This window comes from Thermus amyloliquefaciens (assembly GCF_000744885.1).
In the GTDB taxonomy this organism is placed as follows: Bacteria; Deinococcota; Deinococci; order Deinococcales; family Thermaceae; genus Thermus; species Thermus amyloliquefaciens.
Genome location: NZ_JQMV01000003.1, coordinates 67030 through 79472 on the forward strand (window position 1 = coordinate 67030; position 12443 = coordinate 79472).

Here is a 12443-nt window from a genome sequence, read left to right on the forward strand (position 1 = left end):
GTGAGCGCCCTCTACCGCCGCGTCCGCCCCCTCACCTTCGCCGAGGTGGTGGGCCAGGAGCATGTGAAGGAGCCCCTCATGCGGGCCATCCGGGAGGGGCGCCTGGCCCAGGCCTACCTCTTCTCCGGGCCGCGGGGGGTGGGGAAGACCACCACCGCCCGGCTCCTGGCCATGGCGGTGGGCTGCCAGGGGGAGGGGGAGCGCCCCTGCGGGACCTGCCCCCACTGCCAGGCGGTGCAGCGGGGGGCCCACCCGGACGTGGTGGAGATCGACGCCGCCAGCAACAACTCCGTGGAGGACGTGCGGGAGCTTCGGGAGAGGATCCTCCTCGCCCCCCTTTCCGCCCCCAAGAAGGTCTTCATCCTGGACGAGGCCCACATGCTCTCCAAAAGCGCCTTCAACGCCCTCCTCAAGACCCTGGAGGAGCCCCCGCCCCACGTCCTCTTCGTCTTCGCCACCACCGAGCCCGAGAGGATGCCCCCCACCATCCTCTCCCGCACCCAGCACTACCGCTTCCGCCGCCTGAGGGAGGAGGAGATCGCCTCCAAGCTCCAGCGCATCCTGGGGGAGATGGGGAGGGAGGCGGAGGAGGATGCCCTCCTCCTGGTGGCCCGGCTGGCGGACGGGGCCATGCGGGATGCGGAAAGCCTTTTGGACCGCCTCCTCCTCCTGGAGGGCCCCCTGACCCGGAAGCGGGTGGAGGAGGCCTTGGGCCTTCCCCCCAAGGAGGCCCTTTCCCGCCTGGCCCGGGGGCTGGCCCGGGGGGATCTCGGGGAGGTGCTCTCGGAAGCCAGGAGGCTTTACGCCCAGGGCTTTGCCCCAAGAAGCCTGGTGGGGGGGCTCATGGAGGTGTTGCGGGAGGCCCTTTACGCTGCCCACGGCCTACCGGGGGAGGGTATGGAGGCCCCGCCCGAGGCCTTGTTGGGGGCTCTCACCGCCCTGGACGAGGCCATGGAGCGCCTTGCCAAGCGCTCGGACCTCCTGGCCCTGGAGGCTTCCTTGTTGCAGGCGGCGAGGGTTTTCCCGGGTAAGGGGGAGGTCCGGCCCGCGGCGGACCTTTCCCCTAGGGAAGCGGCGCAGGCGGGGGCGGCCCTTCCTCAAGGGCCCACCCCCTTGCGTGAACCAGGGGCCTCCGGGGAGGACCTCCCCGAGTTCCACCCCACCCAACCCCTGGCGCCCCCAGGCCTGAAGGAGGCGGGCCCCTCCGGGGGGGTGCCGGGAGGGGAGGGGGAGCTGGCCGGTAGGTGGAGGGCTTTCCTCGAGGCCCTGAAGCCCACCCTCAGGGCCTTTCTCCGGGAGGCCCGGCCCGGCCTGGAAGAGGGGCGCCTTGTGCTCCGTTTCCCCGAGGGCAAGGCCTTCCACCACAAACGGGCGGAGGAGCAAAAGGTCGCCCTGCTTCCCCTGGTGCGGGCCCACTTCGGGGTGGAGGAGGTGGCCTTCCTCCTGGAAAAAAAAAGCCCAAACCCTAGGCCCCTTTCCCGAAACCTCCCCTGGCCGGGGGAAAAACCCGCCCGGGGCGGGCAGGCCGAAGGCCCTAAGGCCTCCGAGCCCTCCTCCCTGACCCCGCCGGAAGAGGCCCCCCAGGGTAGGGGTTCTCCCCAGGGGCCGGCGGTGCCCAGTCCGCGGGAAGTCTTGCCCGAGCCGGCGGAAGGCTTCCCTTTTGAAGACCCCCCTGGCCAGGAGGTTCGGGTGGAGGATCCCGGGGATTCCAACCGGCGCCTGGCGGAGCTCACCCGGCTCCTGGGGGCGCGCCTCCTTTGGGTGCGCAGGCCCAGGCTCCCCGAGGCCGAGGAACCGGTAAGCGAAGACGACATAGGGGGTACTGGTATATAATGCCCACATGACCAAGACCACTGAGCTGGGGCAAGAGACCGTGGAGAACATCCTCAAGCGGCTACGGCGTATTGAAGGCCAGGTGCGGGGCTTGCAGAAGATGGTGGCGGAGGGGCGTCCCTGCGACGAGGTCCTCACCCAGATGACCGCCACCAAAAAGGCCATGGAGGCGGCGGCCACCTTGATTTTGGAGGAGTTCCTCAACATCTGCGCCGCGGAGGTTTCCGAGGGCAAGGTGGACCCCAAAAAGCCCGAGGAGATCGCCACCATGCTGAAGAAGTTCATCTAGTCCCTTGCCGGGTGCCAGGAGCCAGGGCTTAGGGCAGGGCTTCGGGAAGGTGAAGAAGAGGCTTAGGCGCCTCTTGCGGGCCTTTTTTCCTCGAGGGGAGAAGCCGGACGACGCCTTCGCTTTGGCCTTTTTGCAGGGGGAGGAGCGCCTTCTTTACCTTTCCATGGACCCCCGGGACCGGGCCCACGCGGTGCGGGTGGCCCGCAGGCTCCTGAGGCGCTACCCGGACGCTCCCCTCTTTGCCGTCCGGGCCGCCCTTCTCCACGATGCGGGCAAGGCGGTGAGGCCCTACCATCCCCTGGAGCGGATCCTCACGGGGCTTTATGCTCTCCCCGTGCCCCCTTACCCCTTGCGGGGGGGGATCTGGGGGGCGTTTCAGGTGCGCCGCCACCATCCCCTGTATGCGGCGGAGCGCATCCGGGATCCGGAGGTGCGGGCCTTGGTGTTGGAGCACCATCGCCCCCAGAGCCTCTGGGGCCAAAGGCTTCATCAGGCGGACCAGGAGGAATGAACCCCCCTTTTGGGCAAATGCCCCTAGCCAAGCCAGACCCTTAAGGAGTAGGGTATCAAGGAGCAAGGGAGGGCTTATGGAAGAGTTCACTTGGCGCGTGGGCGGCCCCCAAGGGGGTGGGATAGAGACGGCGGCCACCCTGTTTGCCCGGGCGGTGGGCAAGGGCGGCTGGTGGGTGGCCACCAAGCGGGAGTACCACTCCAACATCATGGGGCGGCACTCCTACTTGGATGTGCGCCTTTCGCGAAAACCGGTGGCGGCCTTCCGGGAGAAGGTGGACATGCTGGTGGCCCTGGACGGGGAGACCCTGGCCCGGCACCTGGACGAGGTCCAGCCTAATGGGGCGCTTCTTTACGATCCCCGGGTTTTGGACCTCACGGTGCACAAGCTTCCCATGCTGGACCACCGGGTGGCGGAGGCCCTTTCGGAGCGCTTCGGCAAGCCGGATCCCAGCCTGAGGGATATCCTTGCGGCCTACGTGGACTTGGGGGTCCAGCCCCTGCCTTACCCCTTTGAGGAGGTGGCGGACCGGATTGGGGCGGAGCTGGGCATACCTTCCCTGCAGGCCCGGCGCACCCTGAACACCATCGCCGTGGCGGCGAGCCTCCACTTCCTGGGGTTTCCCTTGGAGCCCTTGCTGGAGGCCCTGGCCCTGCAGTTTAGGGGCAAGGTGCTGGAGCTGAACCAGGCGGTGGCCAGGGCCGTCTACCGGGAGGAGGTGCCCAAGCTGGCCGCCCAGCTCCACCTGAACGGCTACGAGCCCGGGCGGGTCTACCTCACCGGGGCCCAGGCCGCGGCCTTGGGGAAGCTGGCCGGGGGGCTTCGCTTCCAGACCTACTACCCCATAAGCCCCGCCACGGACGAGTCCACCTACCTCGAGGCCCACACCGCCTTCCAGGGGGCGGACGTGGCCGTGGTCCAGACCGAGGACGAGATCGCCGCGGTGACCATGGCCGTGGGGGCGGCCCTCACCGGGGCCAAGGCCGCCACCGCCACCAGCGGCCCCGGCTTCAGCCTCATGGCCGAGGGCATGGGCTTTGCCGGCATGATCGAGGCCCCCTTGGTGGTGACCCTCTACCAGCGGGGTGGGCCCTCCACCGGCCTTCCCACCCGCACGGAGCAGGGGGACCTGATGTTCGCCCTAAGGGGCGGGCACGGGGAGTACCCCCGCTTGGTCCTGGCCTCCGGGGACATCCTGGACGCCTTCCTGGACGCCCAGAAGGCCCTGGCCTGGGCCTGGCGCTACCAGACGGTGGTGGTGCACCTTCTGGACAAGTTCCTGGCCTCCATGGCCCAAAGCCTTCCCAAGGAGGCCCTTAGGGTGCTCGGGCTGGACGGGGAGAAGCGCCTCACGCCCCGGGAGGAGGGGTTTGGACCCTACGAGCGCTACGCGCCCTCGGAGGACGGCATCTCCCCCTTCATCCCCTTGGGGACCCCGGGGGGCTTCTACTGGATGACCTCGGACGAGCACGACCTCGAGGGCCACATCACCGAGGACATCGCCTTGCGGGAGTACCAGATGGAGAAGCGCATGCAAAAGCTCCAGACCGCCCGCAAGGAGATCCCTCTGGAGGACCAGTACACCCTCTTTCGCGATGGCGAGATCCTGGTCCTGGGCTGGGGCACGGTGAAGGGCACCCTCCTGGAGGCCCTGGACCACCTGCCGGGGGTGGGGTATCTGCACCTCAGGCTCCTTTGGCCCTTCCCCGAGATCGCCCACCTCCTCGAGGGGAAGAGGCTGGTCACGGTGGAGCACAACTACTCGGGGCAGCTTGCCGACCTGGTGCAGCAGGAAACCCTGAAGCGGATCCATCACCGCATCGTGAAGTACAACGGCCGCCCCATCACCTTGGATGAGGCGGTGGAGGCCTTGAGGCGGGTGGCCTCCAAGGAGGCACCGGAGCGCTTGGTGTTGCGGAAAGGAGTCTAGCATGCTGGAGTTCAAGCTTGCCGACTACAAGGCGGAAAAGCAGCCGGACTGGTGCCCGGGCTGCGGGGACTACGGGATCCTCTCCGCCCTGCAGATGGCCCTCTTTGAGCTGAGGAAAGACCCCAGCCGGACGGTGGTCTTCTCGGGGATCGGCTGTTCGGCCAAGACCCCCCACTACCTCAACCTCTACGGGGTCCACACCCTCCACGGCCGGGTCCTCCCCACCGCCCAGGGGGCCAAGCTGGCCAACCCCCACCTCACCGTGGTGGCGGTGGGCGGGGACGGGGATGGCCTCGGGATCGGGGCCGGGCACTTCGTGGCCGCGGGCCGGCGCAACGTGGACATGCTCTATATCCTCTACGACAACGAGGTCTACGGCCTCACCAAGGGGCAGGCGGGGCCCACCCTGGGCCTTGGGGAGAAGACCAAAAGCCTTCCCAAGCCCAACCCCCAGGGGCGCATCAACCCCCTGCTTCTCGCCTTCGCCTCGGGCTACACCTGGATTGGGCGGGGCTACGCCTACGACGTGAAGGGCCTGAAGGAGCTCATCAAGGAAGGCCTGGAGCACAAGGGCCTGGCCTTCCTCCACGTCCTCCAGCCCTGCCCCACCTACAACGACCTCCACACCAAGGAGTGGTTTGCCCCCCGCCTCTACAAGCTCCAGGAGGAGGGCTACGACCCCTACGTGCCCGAGGGGCTTCCCCCCGAGGAGCTGGACCGGAAGATGGCCAAGTTCCAGGAGAAGGCCACGGAGTGGGGGGAGAGGATCCCCATCGGGGTCTTCTGGAAGGCGGAGGTGCCCACCTTTGAGGAGCGCCTCAAGGCTTACCTTCCCCGCTACCCCGAGGTCTACCCGGCCTTGGGGCCCCAGGAGCCCCTGGACCTGGAGGGCCTGCTGAAGGAGTTCGCCCTCTAGGGCCGGATGAGCCGCTGGGGGGTGGCGATCAGGTCCACCCGGCGCTCCGGCGCCACGGGGAGTTTGGGGTAGACCATGAGGGCGTGGGCCAGGGTGGCGAAGGGGGCCTCCACGGAAAGCCAAGCCTGAGGGAAGCCGTAGCCCTTCCCCACCCAGCCCCCCTCCTCGTCCACGGCCACACACCCGATGAGGACCAGGTCTATGGGCTGGCCCCTCAGGTCCACCTTCACCCCGTAGCGGTAAGCCTCCCGCACCCTTTTGAGCTTCCTCGGGTCCAGGTCCTTTAGGAGCACGAACTCCCCCGGCCGGTCGGGGTGGGGGAGGATCAGGGCCTTCCCCGCCCTGAGGGCCTCCTCCCTCAAGGGCTTCAGCACCGCATCCATCCCCGCCAGCAGGAGCCTGGCCCTTTGGAACTCCGGGGTGCGGAGGAGGAGCTCCGCCGCCCGCCTGGCCCCCAGGAAGTTGGGGTGGTGGCCGTGGGGGGGTGTGGGGTGGAGGGCCAGGTCGTAGCGGGCCAGGGTGTTCCAGACCTCTTCCCGAAGCTCGCCTAAGGTCATGGGGCTAGGAGGTGAAGGGAAACTCCTGGCAGGAGGCCCTTGGCCTGGCCCTCGAGGGCCTTCTGGTATAGCCTCTGGTCCGCCGTCCAAAAAGGCGCGGCAAGCCCTTCGGCCAGGGCCAGGTAGTGGGCATCGTAGACCGCCCCCAGCCCTAGCTCGTGGCCCAGCTCCAGGGCCCGGGTGTGGATCCAGGGCTCCTGAAAGTAGCGGAAGCCCAGGCGCAGGGCTTGGCGCCAAAGCGTCTGCGTTTCCCCCAGGGTCATCTCCCCAGCCCGGGCGTAGCGGTATAGGGCGTTGGCCACCTCGTAGAGGGCCAGGCTGGGGAGGGCCATCTCCAGGTCCTTGGCCTTCCACTCCCGGTAGCGCTGGACGGCGGCTGCCTCCTCCGACTCCGCCAAGAGGAGGCGCACCAGGAAGCTAGCGTCCAGGACCAAGAAGCTCACGGTCCCGCTCCTCTCGCATGGCCCGGATCACCTCTTCCGGGGGGGTAAGGGGTTTGCCCAAACGCTGCCGGATGCCCCGGTTCACGCTGAGGATGGTCCTTAAGGGGTCCTCCCCCTCTCCCTTTAGGCGCTCGTAGGCCTCGAGGGAGAGGATGACCGCAAGCGGTTTGCCCCGCCCCTCCACCAGGATCACCTCTCCCTCCCCCACCCGCCGGAGCACCTCCCCGAAGTGAACCCGGGCCTCGGTGGCGCTCATCCTGCGCTTTTGATGCATCATTGCATGCATCAGTTTATCCGCCGCGTGGATCCCCTGCAAGGGTAAGCTGGGAAGGCCTATGGGCTCCAGGCTAAAGTTTGCCCACCTGCACCAGCACACCCAGTTCTCCCTCCTGGACGGGGCGGCCAAGCTTTCCGACCTCCTCAAGTGGGTCAAGGAGGTCTCCCCCGAGGACCCCGCTTTGGCCATCACCGACCACGGGAACCTCTTCGGCGCGGTGGAGTTTTACAAGAAGGCCACCTCCATGGGCGTGAAGCCCATCCTGGGGTACGAGGCCTACGTGGCGGCGGAAAGCCGCTACGACCGCAAGCGGGGCAAGGGCCTGGACGGGGGATACTTCCATCTCACCCTCCTCGCCAAGGACTTTCGGGGCTACCAGAACCTGGTGCGCCTGGCGAGCCGGGCCTACCTGGAAGGTTTTTACGAAAAGCCCCGCATTGACCGAGAGATCCTGCGGGAGCACGCCGAGGGCCTCATCGCCCTCTCCGGCTGCTTGGGGGCGGAGATCCCCCAGTTCATCCTGCAGGACCGCCTGGACCTGGCGGAGGCCCGGCTCAACGAGTACCTTTCCATCTTTGGCGACCGCTTCTTCATTGAGATCCAAAACCACGGCCTTCCCGAGCAAAAAAAGGTGAACCAGGTCCTCAAGGAGTTCGCCAGGAAGTACGGCCTGGGGATGGTGGCCACCAACGACGGCCACTACGTGCGCAAGGAGGACGCCCGGGCCCACGAGGTGCTTTTGGCCATCCAGTCCAAGAGCACCCTGGACGACCCCGACCGCTGGCGCTTCCCCTGCGACGAGTTTTACGTGAAGACCCCGGAGGAGATGCGGGCCATGCTCCCCGAGGAGGAATGGGGGGACGAGCCCTTTGACAACACGGTGGAGATCGCCCGCCTGTGCAACGTGGACCTCCCCATCGGGGACAAGATGGTCTACCGCATCCCCCGCTTCCCCCTCCCCGAGGGGCGCACGGAGGCCCAGTACCTCATGGAGCTCACCCTCAAGGGCCTCCTTGACCGCTACCCCGACCGCATTACCCCGGCGTTTTACCGGGAGCTCTTCCGCCGCTTGGGGAAAATGGCCCCCCACGGGGACGGCAAGGCCCTGGCCGAGGCCCTGGCCCAGGTGGAGAAGGAGGCTTGGGAAAGGCTCATGGCCGGGCTTCCCCCCTTGGAGGGGGTGAGGGAGTGGGGGGCGGAGGCCATTTTGCACCGGGCCCTTTACGAGCTTTCCGTCATTGAACGCATGGGCTTTCCCGGCTACTTCCTCATCGTGCAGGACTACATCAACTGGGCCAAGGAGCACGGGGTTTCCGTGGGCCCCGGGCGGGGGAGTGCGGCGGGGAGCCTGGTGGCCTACGCCGTGGGTATCACCAACATTGACCCCTTGCGCTTCGGCCTCCTCTTTGAGCGCTTCCTGAACCCCGAGCGGGTGTCCATGCCGGACATAGACACGGACTTTTCCGACCGCAAGCGGGACCAGGTGATCCAGTACGTGCGGGAGCGGTACGGGGAGGACAAGGTGGCCCAGATCGGCACCTTCGGGAGCCTGGCCTCCAAGGCGGCCCTGAAGGACGTGGCCCGGGTCTACGGCATCCCCCACAAGAAGGCGGAGGAGCTGGCCAAGCTCATCCCCGTGCAGTTCGGCAAGCCCAAGCCCTTGGCCGAAGCCATAGAGCTGGTGCCGGAGCTTAGGGCGGAGATGGAAAACGATCCCAAGGTGCGGGAGGTCCTCGAGGTGGCCATGCGCCTGGAGGGCCTAAACCGCCACGCCTCCGTGCACGCCGCCGGGGTGGTGATCGCCCAAGAGCCCCTCACGGACCTGGTGCCCCTCATGCGGGACCAGGAGGGGCGGCCCGTGACCCAGTACGACATGGGGGCGGTGGAGGCCTTGGGGCTTTTGAAGATGGACTTTTTGGGCCTGCGCACCCTCACCTTCCTGGACGAGGCCAAAAAGATCGTCAAGGAGTCCAAGGGGGTGGAGCTGGACTACGACCGCCTGCCCCTGGACGATCCCGAAACCTTCGCCCTCCTTTCCCGCGGGGAGACCAAGGGCGTCTTCCAGCTGGAGTCCGGGGGGATGACGAACACGGTGCGGGGGCTCAGGCCCCGGCGCCTGGAGGACATCATCGCCCTGCTTTCCCTCTACCGTCCTGGGCCCTTGGAGCACATCCCCACCTACATTCGCCGCCACCATGGCCAGGAGCCCGTGAGCTACGCCGAGTTCCCCCATGCGGAAAAGTACCTGAGGCCCATCCTGGAGGAAACCTACGGCATCCCCGTCTACCAGGAGCAGATCATGCAGATCGCCTCCCAGGTGGCGGGCTACTCCCTGGGGGAGGCGGACCTTCTCCGCCGGGCCATGGGCAAGAAGAAGGTGGAGGAGATGCAAAAGCACCGGGAGCGCTTCGTCCAGGGGGCGAAGGAGCGGGGCGTGCCCGAGGAGGAGGCCAACCGGCTTTTTGACATGCTGGAGGCCTTTGCCAACTACGGCTTCAACAAGTGCCTTCCGGGAAGGGCCAGGGTAGTGGACTTCCGCACGGGGAAACCCGTGCCCATTGAGGCCATCGTCCGGGGGGAGGTCCAGGGCGTCTGGGTGGCCTCCCTGGACGAAAAGACCCTGCGTCTGGTGCCGAAGCCGGTGGTGGCGGCCTTTTCCAGCGGGAAGGCCCAGGTTTATCGCCTACGCACCGCCACGGGCCGGGTCCTCGAGGCCACCGCCAACCACCCCCTCTACACCCCGGAGGGCTGGCGGGCGTTGGGCGCCTTGGCCCCCGGGGACTTTGTGGCCTTGCCCCGCCACCTGCCCTACACGCCTTCGGCCAGCCTGCAACCCCACGAGCTGGACCTCCTGGGCTACGCCCTCAGCGAGGGCAACCTCCGCCACCCCTCGGGCTTTTACCTCTACACGGCCTCGGAGGAGGAGCTTGCCGCCATGCAGGAAGTCTTGGCCGCCTTTGCCAACACCCGCGTGCGGATAGCCTGGCGGCGGGGTGTGGCCCACCTCTACGTGGGGCGGCAGGATCGGCGGGCTCCTGCAGAGGCGGTGGAGTTTTTGCGCCGTCACGGCCTCTTGGGCCTTTCCGCCCGAGAAAAGCGCCTGCCTGAGGTGGTCTTTGCCCTGCCCCTCGAGGAGGTGGCCCGCCTCTTGGGGCGGCTTTGGGTGGGGGATGGTGGGGTGGACCCCAAGGGGCGGCTCATCCACTACGCCACCGCCTCGGAGGCCCTGGCCCGGGGGATCCAGCACCTCCTCCTGCGCCTGGGCTTGCAGAGCCGCTTGGTGGAGAAGCGCTTCCCCTACCGGGGGGGGCGGAAGGGATATGCCGTGTACCTGTTGGGGGGCCTCGAGGCCGCCCGTCGGTTTGCGGAAACCCTGGGGCCTTACCTACTGGGCAAGCGGAAGCGCGACCTCCAGGCCCTCCTTGCCTCTTGGGAGGGGGCGGGCCGCAGCACCAAGGATGTGCTCCCTATGGCCTTCTTACCCCTCGTGCGCCAGGCGGTGGCCGAGGCTTCGCCGGGAAAGGAGAGGGCTTTCTTGGAGGCCGCAGGCTTTGCCCAGGGCCTTTTACGCCCCGGGAAAGGGCGGAGGGGGTTTGCCCGAGCCACAGCAGAGCGCCTTGCGGCCCTCACCGGCAGCTTAGCCCTCTTGCGCTTGGTCCAGGCCGAGGTCTACTGGGACCGGGTAGAGGCCATAGAGCCCTTGGGGGTGGAGGAGGTCTTTGACCTCACCGTGGAAGGCACGCACACCTTCGTGGCAGAGGACTTGATCGTGCACAACTCCCACGCCGCCGCCTACAGCCTCCTCGCCTACCAGACCGCCTACGTGAAGGCCCATTACCCGGTGGAGTTCATGGCCGCCCTCCTCACCGTGGAGCGCCACGATTCCGACAAGGTGGCGGAGTACATCCGCGATGCCCGGGCCATGGGCATCCCCGTCCTGCCCCCCGACATCAACCGCTCGGGCTTTGACTTCAAGGTGGTGGGGAGGGCTTCGCCTTTAGGCGAACACCGAGCTGCTTCGCCCTTGGGCGAACACCGGGAGGAGATCCTCTTTGGCCTTTCCGCGGTGAAGAACGTGGGGGAAAGCGCCGCCCAGGCCATCCTGGCGGAGAGGGAACGCCGGGGGCCTTTTAGGAGCCTGGGGGACTTCCTGAGGCGCCTGGACGAGAAGGTGGTGAACCGGCGCACCCTGGAGTCCCTCATCAAGGCGGGGGCTTTTGACGCCTTTGGGGATAGGGCCCGCCTTTTGGCCTCCTTAGACTCCCTCCTCCGGTGGGCCGCGGAAAGCCGGGAGCGGGAGCGGTCCGGCATGATGGGCCTCTTCGCCGAGGTGGAGGAGCCCCCCTTGGCGGAGGCTCCGCCCTTGGACGAGATCACCCGGCTTCGCTACGAGAAAGAGGCCCTGGGCATCTACGTTTCCGGCCACCCGGTGTTGCGCTACCCAGGCCTCAGGGAGGTGGCCAGCTGTCCTTTGGAGGAGCTTCCCCACTTCATCCAGGGCCTTCCCCCAAGGTCCAGGGTGCTCCTTGCGGGGGTGGTGGAGGAGGTGTCCCGCAAGCCCACCCGCAGCGGGGGCATGATGGGCCGCTTTACCCTTTCCGACGAGACGGGGGCCCTCGAGGTGGTGGTGTTCGGCCGGGCCTATGAGGGGGTTTCCCCCAAGCTCAGGGAGGACACCCCCCTCCTGGTCCTGGCGGAGGTGGAACGAGAGGAGGGGGGGCTTCGGGTGATCGCCCAGGCCGCCTGGACCCACGAGGAGGTGGCCGAGGCCCCCAAGGCCCTGGAGGTGGAGGTGGACCACGCCCTTCTGGACGAGGAGGGCGTGACCCAGCTCAAAAGCCTTCTGGACGAGTACCCAGGGACTCTGCCCCTCTATTTCAGGGTGCAGGGGCCTTTCGGGGAGGCCATCCTTTCCTTACGGGAAGCCCGGGTGGATGAAGGGATCTTGGAGGCCCTCCAGGCCGAGGGGTTCCGGGCCTACCTGGTGCCGGACCGGGAGGTCTTCTTGCAGGGGAATGGCGGGGGCGGGTCCAAGGAGGAGGTGGTGCCTTTTTAAGCCATGTTCAGGTCTAAAGTCTCAGAATGAGTTCCAATTGCCTTGTATACTGACCTTGGCATGGAGGTCCTTTTCTTCATCCTGGTTCTCCTGGGCCTGGCCATCTTGGCCCAGAGTCTTCTGGGAAGGAAGGGGGTTCCCGGGGCAGGGGAAACATTCCCCTACCGCCTTAAGGGTTCCGTCCTCACCCCCGCGGAGCGCTCCTTCCTTGGGGTTTTGGAGAGGGTTGTTCCGGAGGGAGTACGGGTGTGGCCCAAGGTGAGGCTGGTGGACTTCCTCCTCTTAGAGGCTGGGGGAAAGGACAGGCAGGCGGCTTTGAACCGGGTGGTAGCTAAACACGTGGACTTTCTCCTAGTGCGCGCCCAAGATGCCAAGCCCCTCCTGGCGATTGAGCTGGACGACCAAAGCCATCTTCGCCGGGACCGGCAGGAGCGGGATCGTTTCCTGGAGGCCTTGTTCCAGCAGGTGGGCCTGCCTTTGATACGGGTGCGGGTGAAGGAGGGGTATTCCCTGGAGGAGATTAGGCGCCTTGTGGGAGCCCACCTCAAGAAGGTGGAGGGAGCCAAATAAAGGAGGTTGGGCTTAGGCCCAACCTCCTTTGCCCCTTTGCCGGGGCCCCCAACCTGGCGAA

The 12443-nt window shown here is 67.1% G+C and carries 10 protein-coding genes; 7 read left to right on the forward strand and 3 right to left on the reverse strand.

Translation table 11 applies throughout. The annotated features are described in order from the left end of the window. The 5 genes from dnaX to BS74_RS00740 all read left to right on the forward strand — a co-directional run bounded on the left by dnaX (nt 1) and on the right by BS74_RS00740 (nt 5479). Nucleotides 1-1833, forward strand: coding sequence for a DNA polymerase III subunit gamma/tau (dnaX, locus tag BS74_RS00720; RefSeq protein ID WP_038055181.1), 1833 nt, complete (start codon nt 1-3; stop codon nt 1831-1833). Between the two features lie 7 nt (nt 1834-1840). Next, nucleotides 1841-2122 (forward strand): metal-sensitive transcriptional regulator, encoded by a 282-nt coding sequence (locus BS74_RS00725; RefSeq protein WP_015716013.1) that lies wholly within the window; start codon nt 1841-1843, stop codon nt 2120-2122. Between the two features lie 49 nt (nt 2123-2171). Continuing rightward, on the forward strand, nt 2172-2633 hold the full coding sequence (locus BS74_RS00730; RefSeq protein ID WP_038058710.1) for an HD domain-containing protein: 462 nt from the start codon (nt 2172-2174) through the stop codon (nt 2631-2633). A 76-nt stretch (nt 2634-2709) separates the two neighbouring features. After that, nucleotides 2710-4563 (forward strand): 2-oxoacid:acceptor oxidoreductase subunit alpha, encoded by a 1854-nt coding sequence (locus tag BS74_RS00735; RefSeq protein ID WP_038055187.1) that lies wholly within the window; start codon nt 2710-2712, stop codon nt 4561-4563. A gap of 1 nt (nt 4564) precedes the next feature. After that, nucleotides 4565-5479, forward strand: a complete 915-nt coding sequence (locus BS74_RS00740) for a 2-oxoacid:ferredoxin oxidoreductase subunit beta (protein ID WP_038055189.1) — start codon at nt 4565-4567, stop codon at nt 5477-5479. Here the strand turns inward: BS74_RS00740 and BS74_RS00745 are convergent. From BS74_RS00745 to BS74_RS00755, 3 genes are read right to left on the reverse strand one after another with little or no spacing between them, the layout of a single operon-like run. Further along, nucleotides 5476-6036 carry a 5-formyltetrahydrofolate cyclo-ligase gene (locus BS74_RS00745; RefSeq protein ID WP_038055191.1) on the reverse strand — a complete coding sequence of 187 codons (561 nt, stop codon included), beginning with the start codon at nt 6034-6036 and terminating at the stop codon, nt 5476-5478. The two genes, BS74_RS00740 and BS74_RS00745, sit on opposite strands and share 4 nt — an antisense overlap. Further along, a complete protein-coding gene (locus tag BS74_RS00750) occupies nt 6033-6479 on the reverse strand; it encodes a type II toxin-antitoxin system VapC family toxin (RefSeq protein WP_038055194.1) in 447 nt (148 codons plus the stop codon). The genes BS74_RS00745 and BS74_RS00750 overlap by 4 nt, the downstream gene beginning before the upstream one ends. Beyond that, complete coding sequence (locus tag BS74_RS00755) at nt 6454-6753, reverse strand: type II toxin-antitoxin system Phd/YefM family antitoxin (protein ID WP_245606057.1); 300 nt, start codon at nt 6751-6753, stop codon at nt 6454-6456. Before BS74_RS00755 ends, BS74_RS00750 begins: the two co-directional genes overlap by 26 nt. A gap of 61 nt (nt 6754-6814) precedes the next feature. On the opposite strand from BS74_RS00755, the gene dnaE reads away from it, so the two are divergent. Together dnaE and BS74_RS00765 are read left to right on the forward strand one after the other, a co-directional pair. Next, nucleotides 6815-11812 (forward strand): DNA polymerase III subunit alpha, encoded by a 4998-nt coding sequence (gene dnaE / locus BS74_RS00760; RefSeq protein ID WP_038055198.1) that lies wholly within the window; start codon nt 6815-6817, stop codon nt 11810-11812. 60 nt (nt 11813-11872) lie between these two features. Continuing rightward, on the forward strand, nt 11873-12382 hold the full coding sequence (locus BS74_RS00765) for a DUF2726 domain-containing protein (RefSeq protein WP_051946696.1): 510 nt from the start codon (nt 11873-11875) through the stop codon (nt 12380-12382). Nucleotides 12383-12443: the final 61 nt, after the last annotated feature.